General features: G+C 57.3%; 13 protein-coding genes, 1 tRNA gene and 1 pseudogene. 9 read left to right on the forward strand and 6 right to left on the reverse strand.

The window, feature by feature from the left end:
- The first annotated feature begins 61 nt into the window (after window positions 1-61).
- Window positions 62-796 carry an amidotransferase gene (locus ASC74_RS22395; protein WP_056744161.1) on the forward strand — a complete coding sequence of 245 codons (735 nt, stop codon included), beginning with the start codon at window positions 62-64 and terminating at the stop codon, window positions 794-796.
- 115 nt (window positions 797-911) lie between these two features.
- Here ASC74_RS22395 and ASC74_RS22400 read toward each other — a convergent pair whose 3' ends face one another.
- The 3 genes from ASC74_RS22400 to ASC74_RS22410 all read right to left on the reverse strand — a co-directional run bounded on the left by ASC74_RS22400 (window position 912) and on the right by ASC74_RS22410 (window position 3,672).
- Window positions 912-1,883, reverse strand: coding sequence for a magnesium and cobalt transport protein CorA (locus ASC74_RS22400; protein ID WP_056744163.1), 972 nt, complete (start codon window positions 1,881-1,883; stop codon window positions 912-914).
- 162 nt (window positions 1,884-2,045) lie between these two features.
- Window positions 2,046-2,768 (reverse strand): 1-acylglycerol-3-phosphate O-acyltransferase, encoded by a 723-nt coding sequence (locus tag ASC74_RS22405; protein WP_056744165.1) that lies wholly within the window; start codon window positions 2,766-2,768, stop codon window positions 2,046-2,048.
- Between the two features lie 214 nt (window positions 2,769-2,982).
- On the reverse strand, window positions 2,983-3,672 hold the full coding sequence (locus ASC74_RS22410; protein ID WP_056744167.1) for a crotonase/enoyl-CoA hydratase family protein: 690 nt from the start codon (window positions 3,670-3,672) through the stop codon (window positions 2,983-2,985).
- 307 nt (window positions 3,673-3,979) lie between these two features.
- On the opposite strand from ASC74_RS22410, the gene ASC74_RS22415 reads away from it, so the two are divergent.
- From ASC74_RS22415 to ASC74_RS22455, 8 genes are all read left to right on the forward strand, one after another.
- Window positions 3,980-4,069, forward strand: a tRNA-Ser gene (locus ASC74_RS22415).
- Between the two features lie 328 nt (window positions 4,070-4,397).
- Window positions 4,398-4,592 (forward strand): hypothetical protein, encoded by a 195-nt coding sequence (locus ASC74_RS22420; protein ID WP_082555884.1) that lies wholly within the window; start codon window positions 4,398-4,400, stop codon window positions 4,590-4,592.
- A 41-nt stretch (window positions 4,593-4,633) separates the two neighbouring features.
- The gene (locus ASC74_RS22425; RefSeq protein WP_056744171.1) at window positions 4,634-5,971 is read left to right on the forward strand and encodes a serine hydrolase domain-containing protein; all 1,338 of its coding nucleotides are present in this window, start codon (window positions 4,634-4,636) and stop codon (window positions 5,969-5,971) included.
- A 34-nt stretch (window positions 5,972-6,005) separates the two neighbouring features.
- Window positions 6,006-6,326 carry a YbjQ family protein gene (locus ASC74_RS22430; protein WP_056744173.1) on the forward strand — a complete coding sequence of 107 codons (321 nt, stop codon included), beginning with the start codon at window positions 6,006-6,008 and terminating at the stop codon, window positions 6,324-6,326.
- 666 nt (window positions 6,327-6,992) lie between these two features.
- Window positions 6,993-7,364: a hypothetical protein gene (locus ASC74_RS22440; protein ID WP_033055724.1), complete on the forward strand. Its 372-nt coding sequence runs from the start codon at window positions 6,993-6,995 to the stop codon at window positions 7,362-7,364.
- Window positions 7,365-7,547: 183 nt separating this feature from the next.
- Window positions 7,548-7,976, forward strand: a complete 429-nt coding sequence (locus tag ASC74_RS22445) for a glycine zipper domain-containing protein (RefSeq protein ID WP_056744176.1) — start codon at window positions 7,548-7,550, stop codon at window positions 7,974-7,976.
- A gap of 128 nt (window positions 7,977-8,104) precedes the next feature.
- The gene (locus ASC74_RS22450; protein WP_046047922.1) at window positions 8,105-8,293 is read left to right on the forward strand and encodes a hypothetical protein; all 189 of its coding nucleotides are present in this window, start codon (window positions 8,105-8,107) and stop codon (window positions 8,291-8,293) included.
- Window positions 8,294-8,394: 101 nt separating this feature from the next.
- A complete protein-coding gene (locus tag ASC74_RS22455) occupies window positions 8,395-8,607 on the forward strand; it encodes a hypothetical protein (protein WP_056744178.1) in 213 nt (70 codons plus the stop codon).
- A 272-nt stretch (window positions 8,608-8,879) separates the two neighbouring features.
- Here ASC74_RS22455 and ASC74_RS22460 read toward each other — a convergent pair whose 3' ends face one another.
- The 3 genes and pseudogenes from ASC74_RS22460 to ASC74_RS22465 form a co-directional block, all read right to left on the reverse strand.
- Window positions 8,880-9,179, reverse strand: a complete 300-nt coding sequence (locus ASC74_RS22460; RefSeq protein ID WP_046047920.1) for a hypothetical protein — start codon at window positions 9,177-9,179, stop codon at window positions 8,880-8,882.
- A partial coding sequence (locus tag ASC74_RS32260) for an RHS repeat domain-containing protein (RefSeq protein ID WP_236713328.1) occupies window positions 9,179-10,180 on the reverse strand: 1,002 nt, incomplete at its 5' end. The genes ASC74_RS32260 and ASC74_RS22460, both read right to left, overlap by 1 nt.
- A 1-nt stretch (window position 10,181) precedes the next feature.
- Window positions 10,182-14,134 (reverse strand): annotated as a pseudogene (locus ASC74_RS22465) (DUF6531 domain-containing protein); the annotation flags it as partial.
- Window positions 14,135-14,393 lie beyond the last annotated feature (259 nt).

The following is a 14,393-nucleotide window of genomic DNA, read 5'->3' on the forward strand; positions in this document are numbered from 1 at the left end:
ACGGTGTTTCAAGGCAGGCTCAGGGGTGTGCATTATTCCCATCAAGTGTCAGGTATTTTTTATGTCGTTACGCATCTGCATTCTGGAAACCGACATCCTGCGTCCGGAACTGGTCGATCAATATCAGGGTTACGGGCAGATGTTCCAGCGTCTGTTTTCGCAGCAACCCATCGCTGCCGATTTCACCGTGTACAACGTGATGCAGGGCGAGTATCCCAGCGATGAGCTGACGTTCGATGCCTACCTGGTCACCGGCAGCAAGGCCGACTCCTTCGGCACCGACCCTTGGATTGAAACCCTCAGGGAATACCTGCTGACCCGCTACAAGCGTGGCGACAAACTGCTGGGCGTGTGCTTCGGCCATCAACTGTTGGCGCTGCTGCTGGGTGGCAAGAGCGAACGTGCAACCCAAGGCTGGGGCGTCGGCACCCACAAGTACAAACTCGCCGCCAAGGCACCGTGGATGAGCCCGGTGAGGGAAGAGCTGACCTTGTTGATCAGCCATCAGGACCAGGTCACCGCGCTCCCGGAAAACGCCACGGTCATTGCTTCCAGCGATTTCTGCCCGTTTGCCGCGTACCACATCAACGATCAGGTGCTGTGCTTCCAGGGGCATCCGGAATTCATTCACGATTACTCGCGCGCGTTGCTGGATATTCGTCAGGAAGCGCTGGGTGAGCAGATTTATTCGAAAGGTATGGCGAGCCTTGAGCACGAGCATCATGGCGCTACCGTTGCGGAGTGGATGATGCGGTTTGTGGCGCACAAACCTGAGGGTGAAGCGGTTAAAAGCTAAAAGCTTCGCGAGCAAGCCCGCTCCCACATTGGATCTTCGTCGTGACACAGATCCAATGTGGGAGCGGGCTTGCTCGCGAATGGGGACAACCGGTTTTCACTGAAAGCGCGGGATCCTACAACCAACCCGATTTCTTGAAGCTCGCCCACAAACTCACACACCCCACCGCAATAACCCCCAACACCCCGAAATAACCGTAATGCCAACTCAACTCCGGCATGTCCTGAAAGTTCATCCCGTATATCCCGGCCACCGCCGTCGGGAACGCCAGAATCGCCGCCCACGCCGCGAACTTGCGCTGCACCACGCTTTGGCGTGACGCCTCCAGCAACACCCCAACCTCAATGGTCTGGCTGGCAATGTCCGCCAGGGTCGTCAGGTCTTCCATCTGCCGTGTCACATGGATCTGCACGTCGCGAAAATACGGGCGCATGTTCTTGTCGATAAACGGGAAACTCAGCTTCTGCAATTCCTCACCGATCTCCACCATCGGCGCCGCAAACCGGCGCAAGCGCAGTACATCGCGGCGCAGGCTGTGGAGTTTTTGAATGTCGCGCTCGTTCAGGGAGCTACACATGACGCTGCTTTCCAACTCATCGATCTCGGCATGGATCGCTTCACCCATGGGCTGGTAGTTTTCAATCACGAAATCGAGGATGGCATAGAGTACGAAATCTTCCCCGTGCTCCAGCAACAGCGGACGCGCCTCACAACGCTGTCGGACATGGGCGTAGGACGCCGAGTGACCGTTGCGTGCGGTAATGATATAGCCCTTGCCGGCAAAGATATGAGTCTCGATGAACTCCAGTTTTCCTTCATTCCGGATCGGCGAATACGTGACGATGAACAGTGCATCGCCGAAGGTTTCCAGTTTCGGCCGACTGTGTTTTTCCAGGGCGTCTTCAATGGCCAGTTCGTGCAGGTTGAACTGGCGTTGCAGATTGAACAACTCCTGGGCGTTCGGCTCTTCGAGGCCGATCCAGACAAAGTGGCCGGGCTTTGCCGCCCAGGCAGCGCCTTCATCGAGGGTGATATTGGTGACTTTCTTACCAGCGCTATAAACCGCAGCAGCAACAACTCTACCCATGATAGTGATTCACTTCTTATTGGCAGCTTTCTATTAGCAAAGATGGCAGTGGCAGGCAGTCACCAGCTTAGCCCTGTCTACTGCTTGAGAGTCAGTGAAATCTGCGGAGTTCGTCGGCAAAAACTCGCAGGCAAAAGAAAACCCGCACAAGGCGGGTTTCTTTTACGCGGCTTGCAGTTGCCGATCCATCGAAGCGATGCACTCGCGCATCTGCTCGCGGCACTGGGCAATCAGCAGCGGCATGTCATCCAGGCTCAATCCAGCCGTAGGAATCGCCGGTAACGAGCGGATCAGAATCTTCCCACTGCGCCAGCGGTTCAATCGCATGTGTTTAACGTAACTGCTGACACACACCGGAACAATTGGCACGCCGGCGGCAATGGCCATTTGAAAGGCACCTTTCTTGAACGGCAGCAACTCTTCGCCCAGGTTGCGCGTGCCTTCCGGGAAGACCCAGATCGACGTGTCTTCATTCTGCAGCGTGTGGGTAGTGGTCAGCATCGACTGGCGCGCTTTCTGCGCATTGCCGCGATCGATCAGCACATTGCCCGCCAGCCAGAACAACTGACCAAACAGCGGCACCCACTTCAGACTCTTCTTGCCGATACACACGGTGCGGCGGGGCACCACGTTGCCGAACACAAACAGGTCGTAGTTGGACTGGTGGTTGGCGATGATCACGCAACTGTCGGGTTTATCCATCAGCGGTCCGACGTCGGCCTTCACCCGCAGACGCAAAATGCACATCGCCGGCCATGCATAAAGACGCGCGCACAATCGGCTGTTGTCCGGATTGAACGGTCGGCACAGGCCGAGAATCACCCCAAGCACACCGGCCAGAATAAAGTGTAGGCCCATCAATAACATACGAAACACAAACAGCATTTACAGGCCCCACCGGGACAAAAGGTGGCGCAGTGTACGGATGTGCACTGTTTTCGGCAATTGCCGCTATAGAGGTGGGAGATAGGCGATGTTTGAGCGCATGTTTCCGACTTGTGGGTCAGATGCGATCTAGAGCGGTTGTAGGCTTTTCAACGGAGCACGTAAGAAAAAGCCCGACACGACGGTCGGGCTTTTCGGTGTGGCACGTTTGGGTTTAAACCAAAAAATCCTGATCCTCGATGATCGCGTTGTCCAGCCTCTCCAGCAGCGCCTTGCGCACTTTGAGCTTGGTGTTCTTGTGAGCGATCATGTTGATCTTCTTCAACTGACGAGCCGCCGCCAGCGCCGCGCCTTGCAGCTCTTCGGCCGACACCACCAGGTCGAAGAACCCGGCATCCACGGCACTTTGTGGATTAAACATCTCAGCGTTGATCACCGAACGGTGGAACGCCGACTTGCGCAGACGATCACGGGCCAGCTCGATACCGGCGTGGTGCATGGTCATGCCGATCTGCACTTCGTTCAAACCGATGGTGAACGGGCCGTCGACACCAATGCGGTAATCCACCGACAACAGCAGGAACGCGCCCTTGGCCACCGCATGCCCAGGGCATGCCACGATCACCGGGAACGGGTGCGCCAACAGACGACGGGCCAGGGTCGAACCGGCAGTCACCAGCGCCACGGCCTCTTTAGGACCGGAGGTCATCACCTTCAAGTCATAACCGCCCGACAGCATCCCGGGCGTACCGGTAATGATCACCACCGCACGATCAGTCACCGCCTGATCCAGCGCGGCGTTAAACGCAGCAATCACGTCCGGAGAGATGGCATTGACCTTGCCATTGCTCAAGGTCAGGGTCGCGATACCGTCTTCGAGATGGTAGGAAATCAACTCACTCATGACGCTATTCCTTTCAATAAAGTAGGGCAGACGTTACCCACCGCCGCAGGCCAGGTAAAGCGCCGTGACTGACCGCCCAGTCACCCTTTCCCCGCCCGGCAAGCGCCGCCCGCCACAACCGCCGCGCATTCCCCTCTATATAGAAGCGGGCGCGAAGCCGGAGATTGGCAGGTTTGCCATGGCCCGGAACCTGCTCGAACGACTAAAACGCTAAGCGCATGAAAATTCTGCAAAAAAAGTTTGCCATCGGAAAAGCTTTCGACTACATTAGCGCGCCTCGACAGACAGAACTTGTTTGAAGAGATACGGTGAAGTGTCCGAGTGGCTTAAGGAGCACGCCTGGAAAGTGTGTATACAAGAAATTGTATCGAGAGTTCGAATCTCTCCTTCACCGCCAAATTCGATGTAACCAAAACCCCTGATTTCGAAAGAAGTCAGGGGTTTTGTGGTTTCTGGCGTCTGGATTTTGTGGATGGCAATGTTATTGATCCACGCTCATCGGCGAAGGCGCTTCCGAAACTCGTGTAGGACGGGTGATAGGCATGTGGGAAGTAATGCTGGAAAGCCAGGTAGCTGGGTGCTTTCATAGGTTTCGGCACCTGACTCGAGCCGTTTCGTGAGGGGTATTCGCTATGCGCCTTTAGGGGGCAAAATGAATCAACGGCAAGGCACATGACGCGGCCTATTATCTGGAAGGACGAACGCACGTTATGCAGGAATTCACCATGAAACAGGCCGAACTGGAAAAGGTTCACGTGGAGATCGTCAAGCTGATGGCTGAGCAGCGCAAGCTGAACGCCGAGGCCGGGAAGATGACCCGTGAGACTTTTTGGTATCCGGTGGCTGTAGCGACTGGGTTGATTGGCACGGTGGCCACTGTCACCGCAACTGTCACCGCAGTGTTGGTCAAGCTGCTCTAACCTGTTGGACTGCCCAAAACCCCTCGAATGGAATCGACACTATGTCTCACCCTCGCGCCGCTTCCCGCCGCATCGCTATTTCCCTCTCCGCCGTGTTGATAAGTACCGTCCCCTTATTCGCCACCGCATCTACAACCAAGACTTTCCCCGATGCCATAGCCAGCGACCCCGCAAAACTAGGCTGGATGGTCGGCTCGCCACCCCCTGCAGATCGCACCGTGCGTTTCGAAGATGGCAGCTATTTCCAGTTCCCGGCGATGCGCTGGAGTGTTTCGAACTTCCGTCAACTGATGCCAACGATCAACGTTTCACGGGGGCTCGGTGCGCCGGTTCCATTGGTACCTGCGCTGCGCAAAGACATCGATGCGATCAGCTTCGTCCCGCTTGGCGCGAAGGCTCCGATGACCTGGGAGCAATCCCTCGCGGCCACCTACACCGACGGGATTGTGGTGATGCATCGCGGAAAAGTTGTCTACGAGCGTTATTTTGGCGTGCTGAAGCCTGAAGGCCAGCACGCGGCAATGTCGGTGACCAAGTCCGTGGTCGGCACATTGGGGGCTATGTTGGTGGCAGAAGGGCGAATCGATGCGAACAAGCACGTCGCCGAATACGCCCCCGAACTGGCGGCTTCGGCGTTTGGCAGCGCCACGGTGCGTCAGGTCCTCGATATGACGACCGGCCTCAAGTACAGCGAGGACTACGCCGACCCGAACGCCGAGGTCTGGGCTCATGCAAAAGCTGGCAGCCCTCTGCCCAAGCCAAAGGACTACAGCGGTCCGCGAAGTTACTACGAGTTTTTGCAGACGGTTCAACCGCAAGGCGAACACGGCAGCGCGTTTGGCTACAAGACCGTCAATACCGATGTACTGGGCTGGATCATCGCTCGAGCGACCGGTCGCAACGTCGCACAGTTGTTGTCGGAGCGGATCTGGAGCCGTTTGGGGGCTGAGCAGGACGCCTATTTCACGGTGGATTCCATTGGCACCCCGTTTGCCGGCGGCGGCTTGAACACCGGTTTGCGTGACCTGGCACGATTTGGCGAGATGTTGCGTAATGACGGTCAGTTCAACGGTCAGCAAATCGTGCCCCAATCGGTGGTCGACGACATACGTCGCGGCGGTGACAAGCAGGCATTCGCCCAGGCGGGGTACGATTTGTTGAAGGGGTGGAGTTACCGTTCGATGTGGTGGGTGACCAACAAAGAGGGCGGAGCCTTCATGGCGCGCGGGGTCCATGGGCAACGCATTTATGTCGACCCGAAGGCCGAGATGGTGATTGTTCGCTACGCCTCCCATCCGGTCGCCAGTAACTCGGCTAATGATCCGGTCACCTTGCCGGCGTTTGATGCGTTGGCTCAGCATCTGTCCAGGTTGCCTTGAGTCATTACCCCCGGACCATGAAGAAGGAAATTTAATGATCACCACTACTACCCACACCATCGAAGGCCGACAAATCACCGCCTATCTGGACATCGTCAGTGCCGAGTCGGTGCAGGGTGTCAACGTGATCCGCGATATGTTCGCCGGGATGCGGGATTTTTTCGGTGGGCGCTCTCAGACATTGGAGCGGGCGTTGAAGGAGGCACGGATTCAGGCAACCGACGAGTTGAAGGAGCGGGCGCAGGCACTTCAGGCTGATGCGGTGGTGGGGCTTGATTATGAGATCAGCATGCCAGCCGGGAAGGGCGGGATGGTGGTGGTGTTCGTGACCGGGACGGCGGTCAAGTTGAGGTGATTGAGTCACGAGGCCGTTCGTCGGGGATGCAATAATCCGAACTACAAGTCCGGTAATGACTGACTAGTCTCAAAAGCGTTGAAGGTCGACATTTTTCAGGCAAATAGGGCTTGCCGGTGTCGACCCTATTTTGAGAGGGGAAAGGTATGGCTGATTCGTATATCGAAGACGACGGATCTGAGTTTCCGATCAACAATTGCGTGCAGTGTGGTCAAGCAGAGTATATGCCGGGCTTTGGTGAAAACCGGGTTCAGGTCGCCAAATTGAAATCCAAGGTGCCCCGATCCGAAAAGGCGAATTTCTTGCCCAAGAGGATGCCGTCTTCCAGGAAGTAACCGTCAACTGGACAGCCCCCCCGCCATTGAGCGGGGTTTTCATTTTCACAAGGTCGGTTGTTGGGATTTGGACTACAGATACACAGCCCGTTGTTAGCGAATTCTTTCACAAACTTTTCACACCTGCCTACGTAGGCTCAAGTCATCCGTTAGAAAGCAGTACCTGGCCCGTTCCCCAGCGGGCTTTTTTTTGCCTGTCATAAAACCTTTTCTAAAAACGCTGTCCAACCGTCGCCTATTGCGAGGTTGTACCCGTGCGTGTCTGGACTTTTTCTCCTCTAAAGCATTCAATCTCGCCCCTTTCGGTTACCCCTTTTTTGAGGTTCTTGTCATGCGTTTAACACTGCCTGCTTTGGTTCTGGGGCTTTTGGTTGCTCAAGGTGCGATGGCTGCGGGTGATGGCACTGCCGCCATCGGTGGTGGTTTGGGTGGCGCGCTGGGTAATGTGGTCGGCCAGAGCATGGGCGGCAGCACCGGTGCAGCGATTGGTGCTGGTGTTGCGGGCGCGGCCGGCAGTGCTGTTGCCGCACGCAAAGGCAGCCGCACTAAAGCCGCCATTGGTGGTGGTGTCGGCGCTGCCGGCGGTTCGATCATCGGCAACAGCCTGGGCGGCAGGACCGGTTCCACCATCGGCGCAGGCTTGGGCGGCGCATTGGGCGGCGGCGTGGGCAGCAACCTGGCCAAAGGTCACAAGCGTCACTGATCCTGATCGATCAACTCAAAAAGCCCGGCTTGATGCCGGGCTTTTTGTATCTGGATATTTCTTCTTCGCGCTCTTCGAACTTACAGCTGTCCAACGATCAGCGCTGGCGTGATGAAAAAGCTAGACTGACGCCATCCGTAACGCCTTCTCTTACCCCCGATACGGAATTTAGAGGTACATATCATGCGTTTGACATTGTCCACGTTGGTTCTGGGACTTTTGGTCGCTCAAGGTGCAATGGCCGCCGGTGACGGCACCGCTGCAGTTGGCGGTGGTATTGGCGGTGCGCTAGGTAACGTGGTCGGCCGGCAAATGGGCGGCAGCACGGGTGCCGCGATTGGCGCCGGTGTAGGCGGCGCGGCAGGTAGCGCGGTCGGCGCGAACAAAGGCAGTCGCACAGAAGCGGCTATTGGTGGTGGTCTGGGGTCGGCCGGTGGCTCGGTGATCGGCAATAGCCTCGGTGGTTCTACCGGTTCGACCATTGGCGCAGGCCTGGGCGGCGCGGCGGGTGGGGCGGTAGGCAACAACTTGGGTAACGATAGCGGCAGTTCGCACTCCGGTAGCGGCCACAATCACAAGCATAAAAACAAGCACAGGAACAAACATCACTGATTCGTCATTGAGTCACAGCAGAAACCCGGCCCAGCGCCGGGTTTTTCGTTTCTGGTAGTAGGACTCTGGAACGTTTGGTCGTGCGACGCCTCGAACTTCATACACCCCAGAACGTTGTGAGGCATGCCATGACTCCTGAAACCGAAGGCAAAGAAGAAAAAGGCCCGAGCGGGCTTCCGTTCATTAACGATCCTGGTAACGAAGACCCAGGCTCTTTGATGGATGACGCAACGGTGCCGCTCAATGATTCCGATGATGCGGGCGATGTCGGAAATATCGAGTTCGAAGACGAGGAAGAGGATGAGGACGAAGATTGACCCTGGCGGACTTGACCGATCGTCTCTCTGATCGAACGCAATGCAGGGCGCAATCCTCGAAACTTCAGGGCCTGCTTTTCAGGCCTCACGAGAGGTGCCTTATGAACGCTGATCCGAAAGACTCCGACATCGACGATACCCCCGAATATCCGCTGCCTTCACCGACCGATTCCCTGAGTCGTGATCAACGTCCGCCTGACGACGACACCGCTGTAGAGCAGTTGCCGTCTGATGAAGTGAAGCGCGGGGATGTTGAAGCTCACCCTGACGACCCGGACATTGCCGGTGAAGACGGCTCAAACGAACCGAGCTGAATATTCGCGGTGGCGCAGCGCCGCTCGTCGATTGTGCGGAACCTTTAAAAAGCGATGAGTGGGAGCGGTTCTGGGAGAGGGTCTGGAGGATCCGGTAGTTCTGGGGTGAATTTGAATGGTGGTAGCTCGGGAGGAGGGACGGGAAGTGCTAGTGGCGGAACACGTGGTTCGGGGGGGTAGGCTAATTGTTATTTAAAGATAAAAGCCCAGCAACATGCTGGGCTTTGGTGGAATACGTGAGCGGCCGGCACACAAAAAGTTTGACAGTCCGGTTATCGATCTTTGTTTATCAGATTTTGAGCAGCGATTATTTCTTCGATAAGTAATCGAATCGAACCGGCCTTTGAAAGCGCAAGTGGTGTGTCCCAGTCATAGTTCTTGATAACTCTAATCTGAAAAGAACCGCTGATATCGAACGACGGATACCAGCCTACATCTAGCAAATGTGTATCGTGATACTCCACTTGCAGCATGTCCTCTTTCAGAAAGTCGATCTGATTTGAGAGATCGGTATTTCTCAATGCGGAAAGCTCATCGTAAGTGATTTTCCCCGTTATGAATGTTAGGTCCATCACTTCATTAGCCTCCTAAATTCAGTCTCTGAGATCGGATGTCCATGGATCGTTCTGGCGCTTAGCTCAATGCGTATCCATCGACTGGGCTTTCCTTCGCTGGCACCAATGTCAGTCTCGTATTCTTTGACTTTCCAAGATTTTCCGTTGGTAGTAGGAGAGCCGGTTTTGTAAGCGTCTCGCTCCATGATTTCAACATCGATGCCTTGCTTGTATTTGGCGGGCCCCGACTTGGTGGATTTTATCGTTTCCTTCCAAGTCATATTTTTTGATGGGTTGTGTTTGTAACCGTGTGGTGTCCAGTCGACGATTTCCGGAAATGGAAGATTTGGATTCCCCTCATCAACCTTCGCCGTCCCCGCCGGATCCTCATCCCCAAACGCCGGCCGCTTACACCCATCCCCACCCGGACACTCACTCAACCCCAGCGGATCAACCCACCCTGTCGGGTTCCGCGTGTACTGATACCCGTTTAACCCACCTGCCAACTTGCTCGGATCCGGCGTCAAATACCGTCCAACATCCGGATTGTAGTAGCGATGCCGGTTGTAATGCAGGCCCGTTTCCGCATCGAAATACTGCCCCTGAAACCTCAACGGCTGATCAAGCACCTGATGGGTGTCGCGGTTGAGGCGAGTCAGGCGGCCATAGGCTGTGTATCGGGCGGCCCAGATGATGTCGCCGCTGTAGTCGGTGAGTTCTTGCGGTGTGCCGAGGTGATCGAGTTGGTAGTAGAACGGGCAGGCCTGGTGTGGGCCTTTGCCGTCGAGCATGGCCAGCGGGCGGAAGCTGCCCGGTTCGTAGAGGTAGCTGCGGTAGTGCTCGCAGCTGCTTTCGGCGACGAGGTGGTCGCCCTGCCAGAAGAACTCGGTGGTTTTGCTGTCGACGGTTTTGCTGATGCGGCGGCCGAAGGCGTCGTAGCGGTAGGTCGCCTGGCTGCCGTTGGGCAGGGTGGCGCCGATCAGCCGATGTTGGCAGTCGTAGCGGTACTCGGTGATCAGNGTGACGCTCAAAGTCGGGTTCCGGATTGCCAGTAGCTGAGTTTGAGCTACGACGGTTTTGCTGATGCGGCGGCCGAAGGCGTCGTAGCGGTAGGTCGCCTGGCTGCCGTTGGGCAGGGTGGCGCCGATCAGCCGATGTTGGCAGTCGTAGCGGTACTCGGTGATCAGTTTTTGCCCGGTGCCACGGCGCTCGCGGATCAGGTTGCCAAAGGCGTCGTAGTCGTAATGGCGATCGCCTTGCATCAGCAGGCGATTGCCTTTGACGGTGGTCGGGCCGGGACGATCCTGCATCAGCAGGTTGCCCGCCGGGTCGTGGGCGAAGCTTTCCGGTTGTTGATCGCGGGAGTGGCGAACGCGGATCAGGCGGTCGAGTGGATCGTATTGGTAGCTGCGTTGGCCGTGTCGCGTGTCGGCAATGTAGTCGAGGTTGCCGTTGGTGCTGTAGGCATAGTCGCGGCGATACAGCGGTTGGAGGTGTTGGCTGACAGCGTGGGCTTTCAGACGGCCCTGGTCGTCATACTGATAATCGCTGAGCAACAGGCCTTGTTGGCGGTTTAGTTCGCGACCGGCGAAGAAGGTATGCGACGTCAATCGGCTGCCGTTGAGGTCGATGGCCGTCAGCGCACCGCCCTTGGCGTGGTGGTAGTCGAGTTTGCTGTTGTCCGGCAGGCGCAGGCGATTAAGTTGACCGCAGGCGTCATAGCCATAGCGCAGCGTGCCCCAGCCCTGATGCTCGGTGATCAGCCGGTCCTGCTGGTCGTATTCGAACTCCAGCGGATGGTCGTGGCCGTCGTCGACGCTGACCAACCGGCCGAGGCTGTCGTAGCGGTATTCAACCTTGATACCGTCGGGCAGGGTTTTGACCAGCAGGCGTCCGGCCGAATCCCGCTGGTACGCCGTCACCCGCTGCGAACCGTCCTCGCCAAACTCGGTTTTCTCCAGCAGCTGTCCGTTGAGGTCGTAGGCGTACGCCGTGCGTTGGCCGTCGAATCCGGTTTCCTGTCGGATCAAGCCATTGGGCGTGTAGTCCAGGAGATATTTTTCGCCGGATTCGTTTTCGATTTCCGTGAGCAGCAGCTGGGCGTTGTCGTAGCGGTACTTCAGCTGGGTGCCGTCGGCATTGATGCGGCGGCTGACCAGGTGCAGGTCGTCGAGGTATTCGTAGCGGGTGACGCGGCCCAGTTCATCGCGTTCGGCGGTGATCTTGCCGTAGGCGTTGTAGCTGAACGCGCGGCTGACGCCTGTGGGAAGCGTCGTCTGGATCAGTCGGCCAACGGCATCCCATTGGTACTGGGTAACGGCATCGTATTCGTCCTGGCGGGTAATCTGCCGCCCCAGTGCGTCGTAGGAAAACCGCCGCACACCACCGTCCGGCAGCGTTTCTTCAATCAACTGCCCCAAGCCATTCCAAACGAACACATGCCGGCTGTTGTCCGGGTAGCGGATCGACAGCAGCTGGCCTTTTTCGTCGTAGTGATAGTGGCTGACATGACCGTCAGGGTCGGTCGCTTCGGTGACGTCACCCTGGGCATTACGCTGATATTTCCACACCGCTTTACCGCGGTACCGTGCGTGCAGGAAACCGTTGCGATACTCGTAGGCCGTCGGTTCGTCTTCCGGCGGAATCAGCGCGATAAGCCGTCCGACTTCGTCGTAACGGTATTCGGTGACGGCGCCGAGCGGATCCTGCTCGGCAAGCAACCGACCGTTGTTGTCGTAAGCCTTGAGGTGTTCGCCACCATCCAGCTCGACCTTGCGCACCAGTCGCGCCCTGTCGTCATGGACGTAAACCTCTTCGCTACCGTCGGCGTTTTTAACCAGCACACTGCCGTTGTCGTCCCAGACATAACGCGTGTCCATCTGCGAAAAAGTCGCCCAATGCCGCACGCACCGGGCCGCCTTGCCGGCACGTTCCCACTCCCAGAAGAAACTCGCCCCACCGGCCAACTGCCGCTGCAGAATCACGTGCTGATCGTCGTAGTCGTAGCGTTCGCTTTCACCGGCGGCATTGGTCGCTTCGATCAAGCGATGACAAGCGTCGTACCGATAGGCAACCAGCGTCTGCTCGGTACGCCAGGTGTCTTCCAGAGTGTCGGCCGGATGAAAACGCTGATACTCGACGGCGACCATGTGCCGGCGCTCATAGCGCAACAGAAGGGAACGCCCTACGCCGTTATCGAGGCGTTTGATCCTGTCAGAAGTGTCCCGCTGCACTGTCAGCCGATTGCCATAGGCATCGCTGATAGCCGTCAGATGTCCTGCACGAAAGTGGAAGAACCGCGCTTTTTCGCCAGCCAGGGCGAGGATCAGTTCTTCGGGTTCATCGCCGAGATAAATCGCTGCCCGCGACAGGCTGTTGTGAATCGTCGGGCGCTCAATATTCGGTTGCGGAAAGGTCGTACGACGGTTTTCGTGGTCGATCCAGATGACGGTGTCGCCATCGATTTCCAGGTGATGGGCGAGGGAGTGACTCCAGCCGAATCCGAGCCCGCAATCGATCTCCACCGCACTGGTGCGATAGAGCCGGATGAAGTCGAACGGCAAAATCCCGTCCAGCGAACCATCGGTCAGGGTGAGCAGTTCTTCGCCCGTGACCATCGATACCGGACAGCCATTGGTACAGGTCAACGGTCCGCAATCGGCGCTGTCACCGTTGGGGTTTTTCGCTTGATCCGGGGCATCGTCGCGATGTTCCTGCCTGCCAATCCTGGTCATGGCTTCAGACTTGTCGCGAGCAATGGCCACCGGATTCTTCACCAACAAAACCGGCGCAATACCCGCGGTGATTTGCAACGACACGGCGGGCGCAGGATTGATCGGTGCATTCCGGGCATTGACCATCAGCGGTTTGAGCGCGCCAGCGTGGGCTGTCAGGTCGGACTTGGCGGTGAGCTCAGCCAATCGCAAACTGGCGGCCGCCAGCCATTGCCGGGTCTGCGGGGACTTGATCCTGGACAGCACCTTCTCACTCAGACGCAATTCCAGTCCTGCAGGACTGGTGAGGCACATGAGCAGGAAACTGATCAATATCTCCGTACGAATTTCCGCCACGACTTCGGCGATGTACTGCGGCGGCAGCATCCTCAGCCAACTGGTGAACGCCGCGAGATGAATGAACATCAACGGCTCGTCGCTCAGCATCAGCAACACCTTGGCGATGGACTCCGCCGAGGCGTTCAGCAGCGTTTCAATCTCGGTATGGGTCAGGTATTCGAGGAGTTTTTCGCTGTTGGCCTGCAGGTCCGCGATCATGGCGTAAATCTGTTTTACGTCATCCCACAAACCGTTCAGCGAGTTCTCGAAGCCGCGCCAGTCGGCCCGTTGCAGCATGCCGTAGCGCTTGATGAAATCGGCCTGGGAGAACCCGGCCCACGCTGGCTCAAACTCGGTCGTCCATTCGTTGCGCAACCAACCTTCCAGCTCGCCGATGACGTCCTGATAGGAAGCGAAAAGTGCTTTGACGTGATCAGCGGATACATCGGGAAAGAAGGTGATGCGATAACGCTGGCCGCGCTGGCAATCGGGGATTTCCAGGATGCCGCTGGGGCCGATCTCGTTGTAGATCGGCTCGCCAAACGTCTGTTCACCCGTCACCTCGGAAATTAACGGTTCAAGCATCACCGGCGTATTGCCGATTGGCACGAAACGCGCCGCCTCAAACATATGCACCAGGGTCAACGGACCGCTGGCCTGGCACGCGGCGACAGTCGCACTGACAGGCGTGGTCGAATGCTTCGGCGCGCTTAGACGGACTTCGTTGCCGACCTTGAATACTTGCTCGACATCCAGTGCCCTACCGGTCCAGAAGCTTTCCGCCCAGGCGTCGTAGTCGTTCAGGCACAGTCGAAAATCACCCAGCAGCGCTTCGACATCCGGCTGTTCAGGGTCCATGGCGGCGACCACCAGCAGCCCGATGGTGTTGTTCAAGGCCAGGAGGTTGTCAGGTATGAACATTCGCAGTCCCTCGCGCGGATCAATTCAGAGCGCGAGACTTTGCGGGGGATCGGCGGGGAAAGAAGTCGGGAAAGTAAGTGTTTGGTGTAGGGAAAATCGCTAAATGACGAACAGCACTTCGGCGCAGGTTTTAGTACCGATCAGGCATTGCCCGTTGCCCTATGCCCGCCGCGCTCGCTATGCTGCTGAATCCTTTAATCGATCGCGGACCCGGCCGTACCTGAGCCGCCTCTGGGATGTCATTAGAAAACGGATCAGA

It is taken from the genome of Pseudomonas sp. Root329, assembly GCF_001424925.1.
Taxonomy (GTDB): Bacteria; Pseudomonadota; Gammaproteobacteria; order Pseudomonadales; family Pseudomonadaceae; genus Aquipseudomonas; species Aquipseudomonas arabinosi.

What these genes read in the sequence shown, in the direction of transcription:
- ASC74_RS22395 (WP_056744161.1), top strand. Translation starts at nt 62, where the DNA reads ATGTCGTTACGCATCTGCATTCTGGAAACCGACATCCTGCGTCCGGAA.
- ASC74_RS22400 (WP_056744163.1), bottom strand. Translation starts at nt 1,883, where the DNA reads ATGGGTAGAGTTGTTGCTGCTGCGGTTTATAGCGCTGGTAAGAAAGTC.
- ASC74_RS22405 (WP_056744165.1), bottom strand. Translation starts at nt 2,768, where the DNA reads ATGCTGTTTGTGTTTCGTATGTTATTGATGGGCCTACACTTTATTCTG.
- ASC74_RS22410 (WP_056744167.1), bottom strand. Translation starts at nt 3,672, where the DNA reads ATGAGTGAGTTGATTTCCTACCATCTCGAAGACGGTATCGCGACCCTG.
- ASC74_RS22420 (WP_082555884.1), top strand. Translation starts at nt 4,398, where the DNA reads ATGAAACAGGCCGAACTGGAAAAGGTTCACGTGGAGATCGTCAAGCTG.
- ASC74_RS22425 (WP_056744171.1), top strand. Translation starts at nt 4,634, where the DNA reads ATGTCTCACCCTCGCGCCGCTTCCCGCCGCATCGCTATTTCCCTCTCC.
- ASC74_RS22430 (WP_056744173.1), top strand. Translation starts at nt 6,006, where the DNA reads ATGATCACCACTACTACCCACACCATCGAAGGCCGACAAATCACCGCC.
- ASC74_RS22440 (WP_033055724.1), top strand. Translation starts at nt 6,993, where the DNA reads ATGCGTTTAACACTGCCTGCTTTGGTTCTGGGGCTTTTGGTTGCTCAA.
- ASC74_RS22445 (WP_056744176.1), top strand. Translation starts at nt 7,548, where the DNA reads ATGCGTTTGACATTGTCCACGTTGGTTCTGGGACTTTTGGTCGCTCAA.
- ASC74_RS22450 (WP_046047922.1), top strand. Translation starts at nt 8,105, where the DNA reads ATGACTCCTGAAACCGAAGGCAAAGAAGAAAAAGGCCCGAGCGGGCTT.
- ASC74_RS22455 (WP_056744178.1), top strand. Translation starts at nt 8,395, where the DNA reads ATGAACGCTGATCCGAAAGACTCCGACATCGACGATACCCCCGAATAT.
- ASC74_RS22460 (WP_046047920.1), bottom strand. Translation starts at nt 9,179, where the DNA reads ATGGACCTAACATTCATAACGGGGAAAATCACTTACGATGAGCTTTCC.